This window comes from Candidatus Accumulibacter similis, from assembly GCA_013347225.1.
Taxonomy (GTDB): Bacteria; Pseudomonadota; Gammaproteobacteria; order Burkholderiales; family Rhodocyclaceae; genus Accumulibacter; species Accumulibacter similis.
In genome coordinates this window covers 3,189,467-3,203,487 of record CP054595.1, presented here as the reverse complement: position 1 = coordinate 3,203,487, position 14,021 = coordinate 3,189,467, and the positions used below count along the sequence as shown (strand labels likewise).

The 14,021-nt window shown below is 68.2% G+C and carries 12 protein-coding genes; 5 read left to right on the top strand and 7 right to left on the bottom strand.

The window, feature by feature from the left end:
• Positions 1 to 117: 117 nt before the first annotated feature.
• Positions 118 to 801, top strand: coding sequence for a hypothetical protein (locus HT579_14040; GenBank protein ID QKS29936.1), 684 nt, complete (start codon positions 118 to 120; stop codon positions 799 to 801).
• Here the strand turns inward: HT579_14040 and HT579_14035 are convergent.
• The 6 genes from HT579_14035 to HT579_14010 all read right to left on the bottom strand — a co-directional run bounded on the left by HT579_14035 (position 793) and on the right by HT579_14010 (position 7,114).
• The gene (locus HT579_14035) at positions 793 to 1,899 is read right to left on the bottom strand and encodes a threonylcarbamoyl-AMP synthase (protein ID QKS29935.1); all 1,107 of its coding nucleotides are present in this window, start codon (positions 1,897 to 1,899) and stop codon (positions 793 to 795) included. The two genes, HT579_14040 and HT579_14035, sit on opposite strands and share 9 nt — an antisense overlap.
• Positions 1,889 to 3,046 (bottom strand): 5-(carboxyamino)imidazole ribonucleotide synthase, encoded by a 1,158-nt coding sequence (locus HT579_14030; GenBank protein ID QKS29934.1) that lies wholly within the window; start codon positions 3,044 to 3,046, stop codon positions 1,889 to 1,891. Before HT579_14030 ends, HT579_14035 begins: the two co-directional genes overlap by 11 nt.
• A 28-nt stretch (positions 3,047 to 3,074) precedes the next feature.
• Entirely contained in the window at positions 3,075 to 3,572 is a 498-nt protein-coding gene (gene purE, locus HT579_14025; protein ID QKS29933.1) for a 5-(carboxyamino)imidazole ribonucleotide mutase, read from the bottom strand.
• On the bottom strand, positions 3,572 to 4,423 hold the full coding sequence (gene folD / locus HT579_14020) for a bifunctional methylenetetrahydrofolate dehydrogenase/methenyltetrahydrofolate cyclohydrolase FolD (GenBank protein QKS29932.1): 852 nt from the start codon (positions 4,421 to 4,423) through the stop codon (positions 3,572 to 3,574). The genes purE and folD overlap by 1 nt, the downstream gene beginning before the upstream one ends.
• A 73-nt stretch (positions 4,424 to 4,496) precedes the next feature.
• On the bottom strand, positions 4,497 to 5,132 hold the full coding sequence (locus HT579_14015; protein ID QKS29931.1) for an indolepyruvate oxidoreductase subunit beta: 636 nt from the start codon (positions 5,130 to 5,132) through the stop codon (positions 4,497 to 4,499).
• A gap of 77 nt (positions 5,133 to 5,209) precedes the next feature.
• On the bottom strand, positions 5,210 to 7,114 hold the full coding sequence (locus HT579_14010) for a 4Fe-4S dicluster domain-containing protein (GenBank protein ID QKS29930.1): 1,905 nt from the start codon (positions 7,112 to 7,114) through the stop codon (positions 5,210 to 5,212).
• Positions 7,115 to 7,183: 69 nt separating this feature from the next.
• Between HT579_14010 and HT579_14005 the strand changes: the two genes are divergently transcribed.
• From HT579_14005 to lpdA, 4 genes are read left to right on the top strand one after another with little or no spacing between them, the layout of a single operon-like run.
• On the top strand, positions 7,184 to 7,411 hold the full coding sequence (locus HT579_14005; GenBank protein QKS29929.1) for a hypothetical protein: 228 nt from the start codon (positions 7,184 to 7,186) through the stop codon (positions 7,409 to 7,411).
• A gap of 16 nt (positions 7,412 to 7,427) precedes the next feature.
• Positions 7,428 to 10,121 (top strand): pyruvate dehydrogenase (acetyl-transferring), homodimeric type, encoded by a 2,694-nt coding sequence (gene aceE, locus HT579_14000; GenBank protein QKS29928.1) that lies wholly within the window; start codon positions 7,428 to 7,430, stop codon positions 10,119 to 10,121.
• Between the two features lie 11 nt (positions 10,122 to 10,132).
• Complete coding sequence (aceF, locus tag HT579_13995; protein ID QKS29927.1) at positions 10,133 to 11,764, top strand: dihydrolipoyllysine-residue acetyltransferase; 1,632 nt, start codon at positions 10,133 to 10,135, stop codon at positions 11,762 to 11,764.
• Positions 11,765 to 11,778: 14 nt separating this feature from the next.
• Positions 11,779 to 13,515, top strand: coding sequence for a dihydrolipoyl dehydrogenase (lpdA, locus tag HT579_13990; GenBank protein QKS29926.1), 1,737 nt, complete (start codon positions 11,779 to 11,781; stop codon positions 13,513 to 13,515).
• Positions 13,516 to 13,666: 151 nt separating this feature from the next.
• Here lpdA and HT579_13985 read toward each other — a convergent pair whose 3' ends face one another.
• Positions 13,667 to 14,017: a hypothetical protein gene (locus HT579_13985; GenBank protein QKS29925.1), complete on the bottom strand. Its 351-nt coding sequence runs from the start codon at positions 14,015 to 14,017 to the stop codon at positions 13,667 to 13,669.
• Between the last annotated feature and the right edge of the window lie 4 nt (positions 14,018 to 14,021).

The following is a 14,021-nucleotide window of genomic DNA, read 5'->3' as shown; positions in this document are numbered from 1 at the left end:
TTGATGGTACGGAACTTGCTCGGTGCGCCGGCGCGTTCGCGCAGACGGTCGGCACGATTGGCGTTCTCGACCCCGGGCGAGCGAAACTGTCATCAACAGGATGGGAAAGGGTTTTCGGTGAAAAAGAGTTCATGGGCCGCCGTCGCGCGCGGGGCAGCGGCAGCGACACTTCTGTGGTCTTCGGCCGCCAGCGCGGTGCTGGTCATCAACTCCGGCGTCGATACGGTCAGCAAGCGCTACTCCATCACTTCGGGCAGCAGCGTGAGTTATCTGGCCGGTTTCTTTGGTGGCGGTGACGTGGGGCCATTGCCGATTTCCGGTCAGTTCGATGCGGTGTATTCCCGCCACTGGTGGACGTACTACCAGGACTTCGATCCGCAGGGACTGCAGGGAACCTTTCTTGCGGAGTCCGATTGGGTCCAGTTCACGAACGTCGATCTCGTGCTGGACGGTTCGCTGGGCGGTTTCGTCTTCCCCGGCTACTTCCTGCGGCGGACCGGCGACCAGTTGTCGGGCGACGACCATCCGTGCAGCTTTCCCTTCGGGCCGGACACTTTCTGCAGCGGTACCGTGCTTGGAGCGCTATCCTCTTTGGGGGGGCAGATTGCCCCCGATGGCCGATTGGCGTTCGGTGGCTTCCAGCCAACGGGTTTCTTCTTCGAGGGATTCAGTTACCAGGTGAACGCCGCGGAGGTGAACGCCGCGGCAGTTCCGTTGCCGGCCAGCCCCTGGCTCCTCGCAGCTGGACTCGGGCTGCTCTGGCGGCAACAGGCCCGGCGGCGTACTCGCTCGTCATCCTGAGTTGCGACCCGGCGCCGAACAGCGGACGGCGCCCGTGCTCTGGCGGGCAGGTTCGAGCGACGGGCTCTTCGCGCTGCCGCCGGCACCGCTGGCGGCGCGCTGCAGGCGGTCGGCGATCGCCGACCAGGCAGCGGTCGCTGGCACGTCCTCGACGAGGATCAGGTCGGCACTCGACTGGTCGAGCTCGCGCAGGGCAGCGTAGAGTTCGTGCGCGTAGTGCGCGGGGTCGGCCGGCAGGCGGCGAACGAGCAGCACCGCCTCTGCGGCCGCCATCTGGCTGTGGCAGAGCACGGCGTGGCACCGGCCAGCCGCCGGCGTGCCGGCGAGGCGGGCGATCTCGGTCGCCGGCAGCAGCCGCATCGGCGTCGCTGGTGCATAGTGTGCCGCCAGCGCGCCGGGTACGCGCGGCACGGCCTCGGCGCCCGCGCCCCGCGGCTCGCAGCCGACCGCGGGCAGCCGGCCGATGACGGTGGCGATCTGCTCCGGCGTGATCGCTCCCGGGCGCAGCAGGCGCGGCGCTTCGCCCGCGCCGCGGCTGAGGTCGATGATCGTCGACTCGATGCCGACCGCACAGCGGCCGCCGTCGAGGATGAGTCGCACCGACTCGCCGAGTTCGGCGCGCACGTGCGCCGCCTCGGTGGGGCTGATGCGCCCGAAGCGGTTGGCCGACGGCGCGGCGACGCCGCAGAGGCCGCCAAGGCCGCCGCCGGCTTCGGCAAAGGCCCGCAGCAGCGTGAGCGCCAGCGGGTGCGCCGGCACCCGCAGACCGATCGTCTCCTGGCCGCCCGTGACGACGCCCGGTACGCCGCGGCCGCGCCTGAGAATCAGCGTCAGCGGCCCGGGCCAGAAGGCTTCGGTCAGCTCCCAGGCCTGTCGCGGGATGTCGCTTGCCCAGTTGTCGAGGTAGCCGTCGGCCGGTAGATGGACGATCAGCGGGTGGTCGGCGGGGCGCCCCTTGGCAGCGAAGATGCGGCCGACGGCGGCCGGGTTGGCTGCATCGGCACCGAGGCCGTAGACCGTCTCGGTCGGGAAGGCCACCAGTTCGCCGGCCTGCAGCAGCGCGACGGCGTGGTCGATGACCGTGGCTTCAGGCGGCATCGCCGATGCCGATCGCTGCCCGCGCCGCCATGGCGATGCTGCGGGCACTTTCCGCGTCGCTGCCGAGCACGGTGAAGTGGCCCATCTTGCGCCCGGGCCGGGCGTGATGCTTGCCGTAGAGGTGCAGCTTGAGGCCCGGGCAGGCGTACAGCGGCGACCAGTCGGGCTCGCGGTAGTGCTGGCCGGCGAAGCCGTTCTCGTACCAGAGGTCGCCGAGCAGGTTGACCATCGCCGCCGCCGAATGCGCGCGCGGGTCGCCGAGCGGCAGGCCGCAGAGCGCGCGCACCTGCTGCTCGAACTGGCTGGTGATGCAGGCGTCGAGCGTGTAGTGACCGCTGTTGTGGGGGCGGGGCGCCATCTCGTTGATCAGCAGTTCGCCGCCGACGACGAAGAACTCGACCGCCAGCGTGCCGACGTAGCCCAGACGATCGGCGATCGTCGCCGCCAGCGCGGCGGCACGCGCGTGCAGGGCAGCGGCGGCGCGTGCCGGCACCAGCGTGACGTCGAGGATGCCGTGGCGGTGGCTGTTCTCGGCGGTCGGGAAGCTTTGCACCAGCCCGGCCTCGTCGCGCGCCAGCACCACCGACACCTCGCAGTCGAGCGACAGCCTTTCTTCCAGCACACAGCTCTCGCCGTGGAAACGCTGGAAGGCGGCGATCGCCTGCTGGCGGTCGGCGACGACCGCCTGCCCCTTGCCGTCATAGCCGAAGCGGGCGACCTTGAGGATTCCCGGGAACAGCTCGTCGCCCACCTGCCGCAACTGCTGCTCGTTGTGCACCGTCACGCAGCGCGCGTGCGGCAGTCCGTTGTCGCGCAGGAAGTCCTTTTCGGCGCTGCGGTTCTGGCAGACGCCGACCGCTGCCGCCGACGGGCGGACGACGACGAACTTGTCGAGGTAGTCGAGCGTGCCCGCGGGGACGTTCTCGAATTCGGTGCTGACGGCGGCACAGCCCTGCGCCAACTCGTCGAGCGCGGCATAGTCGTCGTAGGCGGTGCACAGGTGGCGGTCGGCGAGCAGTGCCGCCGGGCTGTGCGCGTCGGGGTCGAGAACCCAGACGCGGTAGCCCATTTCGTGCGCCGCAGCGACGAAAAAGCGGCCGAGCTGGCCGCCACCGAGCATGCCGAGCGTTGCGGGCGGGAGAATCATCGTCGGGGAAGCGGGCCGCGGCAGCGGCTCACACCTCCGGCAGTTTCATTGCCATGACCTTGTCGGCCTGGGCGCGGCGGAAGTCGGCGAGGCGCTGCGCCAGCGCGGCGTCGCCGGTGGCCAGCATGGCGACGGCGAACAGGGCGGCGTTGGCGGCGCCGGCCTCGCCGATGGCGAAGGTGGCGACCGGGACGCCTTTCGGCATCTGCACGATCGACAGCAGCGAATCCTGTCCCGACAGTGCCTTCGACTGCACCGGCACGCCGAGCACGGGAACCGTCGTTTTCGCGGCCAGCATGCCGGGCAGGTGGGCGGCGCCGCCGGCGCCGGCGATGATCGCCCGCAGGCCGCGTGCTGCCGCCGCGGCGGCGTACTCGAAGAGCATGTCGGGGGTGCGGTGCGCCGAAACGACGCGCGCCTCGAAAGGCACGGCGAATTCCTTGAGCAGCACGGCGGCCGCCTGCATCGTCGGCCAGTCGGAATCGGAGCCCATGACGACGCCGACGAGGGGCTCGCGGTCGGGCATCAGCGGAGCTCCCGCTCGGCCGCCTCGAGGGTGTTGGCGAGCAGCATGGTGATCGTCATCGGGCCGACGCCGCCGGGTACCGGGGTGATCGCCGAGGCGACCTCGCTGACCGCGGCAAAATCGACATCGCCGCAGAGCTTGCCGTCCGGCAGGCGGTTGATGCCGACATCGATGACCACCGCGCCCGGCTTGACCATGTCGGCGGTGACGAAACGGGCCTTGCCGAGCGCGGCGACGAGGATGTCGGCGCGGCGGGTGTGGAAGGCGAGGTCGCGCGTCTGCGAGTGACAGACGGTGACCGTGGCGCTGGCCTGCAGCAGCAGCATCGCCATCGGCTTGCCGACGATGTTCGAGCGGCCGAGGATCACCGCTTCCTTGCCACGCGGGTCGATGCCGGCATCGGCGAAGAACTTCATGACGCCATAGGGGGTGCACGGGATGAAGCGCGGATGACCCTGCATCAGGGCGCCGACGTTCTCGGCGTGGAAGCCATCGACGTCCTTGGCGGGGGCGATCGCCTTCAGCACGGCGTCGCTGTCGAAGTGCTTCGGCAGCGGCAACTGCACCAGGATGCCATGGATCGCCGGGTCGGCATTGAGTTCGGCCAGCTTGTCGAAGACCACCTGCGGTGCGACGTCCGGCGGGTAGCTGATCCTCTCCGAGTGGAAGCCGGCCTGCGCACAGGCGTTGACCTTGTTGCGCACGTAGACCTGCGACGCCGGGTCTTCGCCGACGAGGATCACCGCCAGTCCCGGGCGGGTACCGCGCGCCGCCAGCGCTTCGGCACGGGTCTTGAAATCGGCGCGCAGCCTTTGCGCCAGCGCGTTGCCGTCGAGGATTGTTGCGGTCACGTGGATTCTTCCGATGAGGCCGGGGAACGGGGGGAGGGGGCGCGAAACGGAACGGCTGCGATTCTAGCGCAAATCAGGCGGCATCAGGCGCGGTACGCAGCGCGGCGGCGGCAGCCGCGCGGCCGGCGGCGAAGGCGCGCCGGTTCAGGTCGACGATCTCCGGCTTCTTGCGCGCGAAGCGCTGCAGGATGCAGCTCTCGAGCACCTCGGCGGGGAAGGGCAGGTGATCGGCGATGGCGCCGAGCATGACGGTGTTGCCGAGCCGCATGTCGCCGAGTTCGAGGGCGATCGCCGAGGCGTCGAAGGACACCACCTGCGTGCCGGCAGCACGCATCTCCGCCACCGGGTCGTCGGGGTAGTCGTAGAGGCCGAGTTCGACGATCGGCGGCACGAGGCGGCCGGTGTTCATCAGCACCAGGCCGTCGGGCCGCAACATGTGGCGCCAGCGCATCGCCTCGGCGGCCTCGAAGCCGAGCAGCAGATCGGCCGAACCCGGGCTGATCTGCGGCGACAGCACCTTCTGGCCGAAGCGCAGGTGCGACGAGACGACGCCGCCGCGTTGCGCCATGCCGGCGACCTCGGTCTTCTTGGCGTCGTGGCCGAGGGCGATCGCCGCCTCGGCGAGGATCTCGGTGGCGGTCATGACGCCCTGGCCACCGGTGCCGACGACTAGAATGTTGGTGGTGTCATACTTGCATCTGGCAGGCATCGGATTCGGAACCTCTCGGCAGGGGCGGGCAGGCGGCCGCCGGCGGCATGGCCCGGCGTGGCCGATGACTGCGCCGTCTAGGCGTTCTGGACGGGCGCGGTGTTCTTGCGGACGACCTTGATCGGCATCGCCAGCGTGTCGACATGGACGATCGCGTCGGGCGCGCAGGGTTTCAGGCACAGCCCGCAGCCGGTGCAGGCGGCGCTCTCGATGCGCACGAAGGCGAGGTCGACCTCGCGGCCGCTGGCCTTGGTCACGCGGTCGCGGCGCGTGACGTGGATCGCCGGACAGCCGACGTCGATGCAGTTGCCGCAGCCGGTGCAGCGCTCGTCGATCACCATGTAGGGCTTCAGCGCATGGTAGTCCGGGATCAGGACGCAGGGCTGGCTGGTGATGATCACCGACGGTTCGGGGATCTTCGTTTCCTCGCGCAGGGTCTTCAGCAACACCGGCAGTTCATAGGCGTTGACCAGGTGCACGCGTTCGTCGCGCACACCGAGGGCCTTGACGAGGCGGACGAAATCGACCCGCGGCGCCTCGTTGCCGTGGATGTCGCGACCGCTGCCGGGATTGTCCTGGCCGCCGGTCATGCCGACCGCGCGATTGTCGAGCAGCAGGACGGTGACGTTGCCCTGGTTGTACACGATGTCGAGCAGGCCCTGCATGCCCATGTGCAGGAAGGTCGAGTCGCCGATCACGGCGACGATCTTGCGCTCCTTCTCGTTGTCGCCGCGGCCCTTGTCGAGACCGAGCGCCATGCCCATCGAGGCGCCCATCGAGATGCAGGCGTCGAGGGCGTTCCAGGGCTGGCCGAAGCCGAGGGTGTAGCAGCCGATGTCGCCCGAGATGGTGACGTTGCGCAACTGCGAGAGCGTGTAGTAGACCCCCAGGTGCGGGCAGGCGACGCACATCGTCGGCGGCCGCGGAAAGACCTTCATCGGTCCGGCCGTGCTGTCCTCCGGCACCGGTTCGCCGAGCAGACGGGCGATCGCCGGCCGCAGCACCTGCGGCGACAACTCGCCCGACAGCGGCAGGATCTGCTTGCCGGTGACGGCGATTCCCTGTGCCTGCATCTCGGTCTCGATCAGCGGCTCGACTTCCTCGACGACAACGACCCGCTCGCAGCCGGCGGCGAAGCTGCGCAGGCTGTCGAAGGGCAGCGGGAAAGAAAGGCCGAGCTTGAACACCGGCGCCTCCGGAAAGCTCTCGCGGACGTGCATGTAGGTGGGGCCCGAGGTGATGAAGCCGACCCGCCGGTCGCTGCCCGGTTCGGCAAAGTTCAGGGGCGAGACCTCGGCTTCGGCGCGCAGCCGGCGCTCCCGGTCGAACATCATCGGCAGCCGGCGGCCGGCGGCATTCGGCACCATCACCCAGCGTCCGACGTCCTTGGTGAAGCCGGCGGCGCCGTGGGCGCTGCGTTCGCCGGTCCGGACAACGCCCTTGACGTGGCAGATGCGGGTCGTCAGGCGCAGGATCACCGGCACCTCGAAACGCTCGGAGAGCTCGAAGGCGGCGAGCGTCAGGTCGTGCGCTTCCTGCGAGTCGGCCGGTTCGAGCACGGGCACATGCGCGAAGCGGCCCCAGTAGCGCGAGTCCTGCTCGTTCTGCGACGAGGAGAGGCCGACATCGTCGGCGACGGCGATCACCAGGCCACCCCGGACGCCGGTCAGCGTCATCGTCATCAGTGCGTCGGAGGCGACGTTCAGGCCGACATGCTTCATCGCGCAGAAGCTGCGCGAACCCGCCATGGCGGCGCCGAACGCGACTTCGAGCGAGACCTTCTCATTCACCGACCACTCGCTGTAGAGGTCCGGATAGCCTGCCAGGCACTCGAGGATCTCGGTCGATGGCGTGCCGGGGTAGGCCGCCGCGACGCGTGTTCCGGCCTCCCAGACGGCGCGGGCGACCGCCTCGTTGCCCGACATCAGGAGCCTGCTGCCGGCTGCAGCCGGCGGCGTCGACATCACTGCGTGTGCGCTCATTGCCTCTCCTGCGGATAAGGGTTTCCTGCGACAAAGGCAGAACCTTAGCGGCCACCGGCGCTTTCGTGGTTGACGCAGGTCAACTTCTCCCGGTCGGCGCTGTCAACCGAAGACGGCGCCGGCAACGCCGACCTTGCATTGCAACGAGCCGTGTTGCACGATGTAAAAGAACGTTTTACAATCCGGGATGATGTCATTGCTGCGCTGCGGTACCGCGCGGTCGCGCAAGGTATTACATTCATCGTCGTCGTCGCTTCCGGCGTGCAGACACGCATCATTCATTCCACGATTCCGTAAATCAGGAGACATATTCATGGCAGCTCTGCCCGAAAACGCGCTGTCGGCCAGCTCCGGCGATGCCGACCCGCAGGAAACCCAGGAGTGGCAAGACGCGCTGCGCGGCGTCATCGAGCAGGAGGGGCCCGAGCGTGCCCACTTCCTGATCCAGGGCCTGATTGCCCAGGCGCGTCAGGAAGGGATCGACATCCCCTACAGCGCGACCACCGAATACGTGAACACGATTCCCGTAGACCGGCAGCCGAAGTACCCGGGCAACGCCGACCTGGAGATCCGCATCCACAACTACATCCGCTGGAATTCGATGGCGATGGTGGTGCGCGCCAACCGGCACAGCAACGTCGGTGGCCATATCGCTTCGTTCGCCTCGGCGGCGGCGCTGTACGACGTCGGCTTCTCGTGGTTCTGGCACGCCCCCTCGGAAACGCACGGCGGCGACCTGATCTTCTTCCAGGGCCATTCGGTTCCCGGCGTCTACGCGCGCGCGCACCTGCTCGGCCGGCTGACCGACGAACAGATGGACTGCTTCCGGCAGGAAGTCGATGGCAAGGGCGTCTCGTCGTATCCGCACCCGTGGCTGATGCCGGGCTTCTGGCAGTTCCCGACGGTGTCGATGGGCCTCGGGCCGATCCAGGCGATCTATCAGGCGCGCTTCATGAAGTATCTCGACAGCCGTGGCTTCATCAAGGCTGCCGATCGCAAGGTCTGGGCCTTCCTCGGCGACGGCGAGACCGACGAGGTCGAATCGCTCGGCGCCATCGGCCTGGCGGCGCGCGAGCGGCTCGACAACCTGATCTTCGTCATCAACTGCAACCTGCAGCGGCTCGATGGGCCTGTGCGCGGCAACGGCAAGATCATCCAGGAACTGGAGGGCACCTTCCGCGGTGCCGGCTGGAACGTCATCAAGCTGATCTGGGGAACCAACTGGGACGCGCTGTTCCTGCGCGACCGGAAGGGCATCCTGAAGAAGCGGATGATGGAGATCGTCGACGGCGAATACCAGACCTTCAAGGCAAAGAACGGTGCCTACGTCCGCGAGCACTTCTTCAACACGCCGGAGCTGAAGGAACTGGTCGCCGACTGGACCGACGACCAGGTCTGGGCGCTCAACCGCGGTGGCCACGACATCTTCAAGATCTACAGCGCCTACAAGGCGGCCGTCGAGCACCAGGGGCAGCCGACACTGATCCTCGCCAAGACGATCAAGGGTTACGGCATGGGGCAGGCGGGCGAGGGGATGAACATCTCGCACCAGCAGAAGAAGCTCGACTTCGACGCGATCAAGCGCTTCCGCGACCGCTTCAGCCTGCCGGTCAGCGACGACCAGCTCTACGAGCTGCCGTACCTCAAGTTCGCCGAGGGATCGGCCGAACTCAGCTACATGCGGCAGCGCCGCATGGATCTCGGCGGTTACCTGCCGAAGCGCCGCGGCAGCGCGGCGCCGCTCGAAATTCCCGACCTCGCGGCGTTCGACGCCCTGCTCAAGGCATCCGGCGAAGGGCGTGAGGTGTCGACGACGATGGCCATCGTCCGTCTGCTCAACATCCTCCTCAAGGACAAGAAGGTCGGCCGGCACGTCGTCCCGATCGTCCCCGACGAGTCGCGCACCTTCGGCATGGAGGGGCTCTTCCGCCAGGTCGGCATCTGGAACCAGGAAGGACAGAAATACGTTCCCGAAGACCACGACCAGCTGATGTTCTACAAGGAGTCGAAGGACGGTCAGGTATTGCAGGAAGGCATCAACGAGGCCGGCGCGATGAGCGACTGGATCGCCGCCGCGACCGCGTACTCGGTGCACGGCGTGCAGATGATCCCGTTCTACATCTGCTACTCGATGTTCGGGCTGCAACGCACCATGGACCTCTGCTGGGCGGCGGCCGACCAGCGCGCGCGTGGCTTCCTGATCGGCGGGACCGCCGGCCGCACGACGCTCAACGGCGAAGGCCTGCAACACGAGGACGGCCATTCGCTGGTGCTCTCGAGCCTGATCCCGAACTGCCTCAGCTACGACCCGACCTTCTCCTTCGAGATCGCCGTCATCATGCGCGAAGGCCTGCGGCGGATGTACCAGGAGCAGCAAGACATCTTCTACTACATCACGGTGATGAACGAGAACTACGAGCATCCCGAGATGCCCGCCGGCGCCGAGGCCGACATCCTCAAGGGAATGTACCTGCTGCGTCGCGGCCAGTCGTCGGACACCCGCCCGGTGACGCCGCGCGTGCAACTCCTCGGCTCGGGAACGATCTTCCGCGAAGTCATCGCCGCCGCCGAGCTGCTGAAGACCGACTGGGGAGTCGATGCCGACCTCTGGGGTTGCCCGAGCTTCACCGAGCTGGCACGCGACGGCGTCGACGTGCAGCGCTGGAACATGCTCAACCCGCTGGCGAAGCCGCGCGTCTCGCACGTCGAGAGCTGCCTCGGCGATACCCGTGGCCCGATCGTCGCCGCCACCGACTATGTGCGCATGTTCGCCGAGCAGATCCGCCCGTTCATCAACCGCCGCTACGTGACCCTCGGTACCGATGGCTTCGGCCGCTCCGACACGCGCGAGAAGCTGCGCCATTTCTTCGAGGTCGATCGTCGCTGGGTCACCGTGGCGGCGCTCAAGGCGCTGGCTGACGACGGCACCATCGAGCGCGACAAGGTCGCGCATGCGATCGCCCGCTATGGCATCGACCTCAACAAACCCAACCCGACGACGGTCTAAGGGAGCCAGCGATGAGTCAACTGATCGAAGTAAGAGTCCCCGACATCGGCGACTACCATGATGTGCCGGTGATCGACCTCTGCGTCATCGTCGGCGACGTCGTCAAGGTCGACGATGCGCTGGTGACCCTCGAATCCGACAAGGCGACGATGGACGTTCCATCGCCGGTGGCCGGCGTCGTGCGCGAGATGCGCGTCGCGCTCGGCGAGAAGGTTTCGGAGGGTGCCGTGGTCGCGCTGCTCGAGGCGGTGGAAGTGGCCACCACGACTGCCGCGACCGCCAGTCCGGCCGCTCCTGCAGCTCCTCCGGCGGCGGCCGCCGCGGCGCCTGCCGCCGCCGTCGCCACCGCCGCGGCGCCGGTCGAGGTGCAGGTGCCGGACATCGGCGACTATCACGACGTGCCGGTGATCGACGTCTGCGTCAAGGTCGGCGACACGATCAAGGTCGATGATCCGCTGGTGACGCTCGAGTCCGACAAGGCGACGATGGATGTTCCGTCGCCGGTTGCCGGCGTCGTGCGCGCGATCCGCGTCGCCCTTGGCGACAAGGTCTCGGCCGGCAGCGTCGTCGCCCTGGTCGACCCGGGCAGCCCGGCTGTCGCTGGCGCAGCCGCGGCGGCCGTGGCCGCTGCTCCGGCCGCCGCGAGTGTGGCCGCCGCTGCCGCACCGACACCGGTCGCCGCGGTGGCCGCGCCTGCCGCTGCGCCGCTGCCCGGTCTGGCCCTCGGTTCACGGTCGCACGCGAGCCCGTCGGTGCGCCTGCTGGCGCGCGAACTCGGCGTCGATCTGACGAAGGTCACGCCCAGCGGTCCGAAATCGCGCATCCTCAAGGAAGACGTCACCGCCTACGTCAAGGGCGTCCTGACGGCGCCGGCACGGGCAGCGGCGGCCGCTGCCCCGCTCGGCGGCGGCCTCGACCTGCTGCCGTGGCCGAAGGTCGATTTCGCCAAGTTCGGCGCCATCGAAGTCAAGCCGCTGTCGCGCATCAAGAAGATCTCGGCGCAGAACCTGGCCCGCAACTGGGTGATGATCCCGGCGGTGACCTACCACGAGGACGCCGACATCACCGACCTCGAAGCCTTCCGGGTCGCCATCAACCGCGAGAACGAGAAGTCGGGACTGAAGATCACCATGCTCGCCTTCCTGATCAAGGCCTGCGCGGTGGCCCTGAAGAAGTACCCGGAGTTCAACAGCTCGCTCGACGGCGACAACCTCGTTCTCAAGCAGTACTGCCACATCGCTTTCGCCGCCGACACGCCGAATGGCCTCGTCGTGCCGGTGATCCGCAATGCCGACCAGAAATCGGTCGCCGAACTCGCCAGCGAGAGCGGCGAGCTGGCGAAGAAGGCGCGCGACGGGAAGCTCACTCCGGGCGAGATGTCCGGCGCCTGTTTCACCATCTCCAGCCTCGGCGGCATCGGCGGCACGATGTTCTCGCCGATCATCAACGCGCCCGAGGTGGCGATCCTCGGCGTCAACAAATCGGTCATGAAGCCGGTCTGGAACGGCCGCGAGTTTGCTCCCCGGCTCATCCTGCCGATGTCGCTGACCGCCGACCACCGCGTCATCGATGGCGCCGCGGCGACGCGCTTCAACGTCCATCTCGCCCGGCTGCTCGCCGACATGCGGCGCGTGCTGCTCTGACCGGGGAGATGACGATGAGCCAGATCATTGAAGCGACAGTCCCCGACATCGGCGATTACCACGACGTGCCGGTCATCGACGTCTGCGTCGCCATCGGCGACACGGTCCGGGTCGACGACGCGCTCGTCACCCTCGAATCCGACAAGGCGACGATGGACGTGCCGAGCAGCGTCGCCGGCACGATCCGCGAAATCCGCGTCGCCGTCGGCGACAAGGTCTCGGCCGGCGCGCTGGTGGCGCTGATCGAGACCTCCGCCGCGCCGGCGACGACATCGCCGCCGGCGGAGGCGGCGCCGGCGGCGACCGTCACCCCGGCGCCACAGGCGGCGCCGCCGGTCAGCGGCAAGGCCGACCTCGAATGCGAGATGCTGGTCCTGGGCGCCGGACCGGGCGGCTATTCGGCGGCCTTTCGCAGCGCCGACCTCGGCATGCGGACCGTCCTCGTCGAGCGCTACCCGACGCTTGGCGGCGTCTGTCTCAACGTCGGCTGCATCCCGTCGAAAGCGCTGCTGCATGTCGCCGCGGTCATGGACGAGGCGCAGCACATGGGCGACTGCGGCGTCAGCTTCGGCGCGCCGAGCATCGACCTCGACCGGCTGCGCGCGCACAAGGACAAGGTCGTCGGCAAGCTGACCGGCGGTCTTGCCGGCATGGCGAAGGGGCGCAAGGTCGAGGTCGTGCAGGGCGTCGGCCAGTTCGTCGACGCCAACCATCTCGAGGTCGCGCTGGCCGCCGGCGGCAGCAGGCTGATCCGCTTCCAGAAGGCGATCATCGCTGCCGGTTCGCAGCCGATCGCGCTGCCCTTCATGCCCGACGACCCGCGCGTCGTCGACTCGACCGGCGCCCTGGAACTGCGGCAGATTCCGCAACGCATGCTGGTCGTCGGCGGCGGCATCATCGGCCTGGAAATGGCGAGCGTCTATTCCGCGCTCGGGTCGCGCATCACCGTCGTCGAGCTTGGCGGCGTGCTGATGCCCGGGGCCGACCGGGATCTGGTCAAGGTCTGGGAGAAGAGGAACGCCCACCGCTTCGACCGCATCCTGCTCAATACCGGCGTCGTCGCCGCCGCAGCGACCCCCGAAGGCATCGATGTCAGCTACAGCAGCGGCGAAAGCGAGCGCTTCGACCTCGTCCTCGTCGCCGTCGGCCGCGCGCCGAACGGCCGCAAGCTCGCCGCCGAGAAGGCCGGCGTCGCCGTCAGTGACCGTGGTTTCATCCCGGTCGACGCGCAGCAGCGGACCAACGTCGCCCACATCTTCGCCATCGGCGACATCGTCGGCCAACCGATGCTGGCGCACAAGGGCGTGCACGAAGGGCACGTCGCCGCCGAGGCCGCGCACGGCAGCAAGCGCTGTTTCGATGCGCTGCAGATCCCGTCGGTCGCGTACACCGATCCCGAGATCGCCTGGGCCGGCAAGACCGAGGAGCAATGCCGCGTCGAAGGGATCACTTACGGCAAGAGCGTGTTCCCGTGGGCGGCGTCCGGGCGCGCGCTGGCGAACGGCCGCGAGGAGGGTTTCACCAAGCTGATCTTCGACGAGGCGACGCACCGCATCATCGGCGGCAGCATCGTCGGCACCGAAGCCGGCGACATGATCGGCGAAGTCTGCCTTGCCATCGAGATGGGCTGCGACGCCGCCGACATCGCGCACACGATCCACCCGCACCCGACGCTGGGCGAATCGATCGGCATGGCGGCAGAAGTCCATGAGGGCGTGTGCACCGATCTGCCCGCGGTGAAGAAGAGGTAGGGGCAACGGGTTCCTGAAGGATGATCGGGCCGCCGCACGACACTGCGGCGGCCCGGTGCCTTCGTGTCCGGTTGCTCGCCGACCGGCGGCGCGTGCGGCTCTGGCCGGAAGGGGACGGTGAGCCGGAACATTGAAGCGACAGCGCCGGGCATCAGCGACGGACCGGCCGGCCGTCCGACAGACTTTCCAGTACTGTCACCGAGAGTGGCAGCAGAGGAAGCTGTACCCGGACTCGCGTGCTGACAAGCGGGAGCACCGACAGCGCAGCCGTCGCACCGGCAGCATGGTTGCCCAACTGCGGGGCCGGGGCCTGATTGCCCAGGTCGGGAATTCTCGTATCCATCGCATCACCCACCACGGCGCAACAACCATCGGCGCTGCCGTCGGTGTCCGCTGCATGGATTTTCCCTCTTCCTTCAACATTCCGAAGGCCTTTGCGCAACAGAGACGAATCTTGTGGAGGAATTTCATCGGGTTTCGCCGGAATCGCTTGATTTCCCACGTTC

Excerpts from the sequence above, each read along its gene's own strand:
- HT579_14010 (QKS29930.1), bottom strand. The coding sequence starts at position 7,114 with ATGAGCGCACACGCAGTGATGTCGACGCCGCCGGCTGCAGCCGGCAGC.
- aceF (QKS29927.1), top strand. The coding sequence starts at position 10,133 with ATGAGTCAACTGATCGAAGTAAGAGTCCCCGACATCGGCGACTACCAT.
- purE (QKS29933.1), bottom strand. The coding sequence starts at position 3,572 with ATGCCCGACCGCGAGCCCCTCGTCGGCGTCGTCATGGGCTCCGATTCC.
- lpdA (QKS29926.1), top strand. The coding sequence starts at position 11,779 with ATGAGCCAGATCATTGAAGCGACAGTCCCCGACATCGGCGATTACCAC.
- HT579_14035 (QKS29935.1), bottom strand. The coding sequence starts at position 1,899 with ATGCCGCCTGAAGCCACGGTCATCGACCACGCCGTCGCGCTGCTGCAG.
- HT579_14015 (QKS29931.1), bottom strand. The coding sequence starts at position 5,132 with ATGCCTGCCAGATGCAAGTATGACACCACCAACATTCTAGTCGTCGGC.
- HT579_14030 (QKS29934.1), bottom strand. The coding sequence starts at position 3,046 with ATGATTCTCCCGCCCGCAACGCTCGGCATGCTCGGTGGCGGCCAGCTC.
- aceE (QKS29928.1), top strand. The coding sequence starts at position 7,428 with ATGGCAGCTCTGCCCGAAAACGCGCTGTCGGCCAGCTCCGGCGATGCC.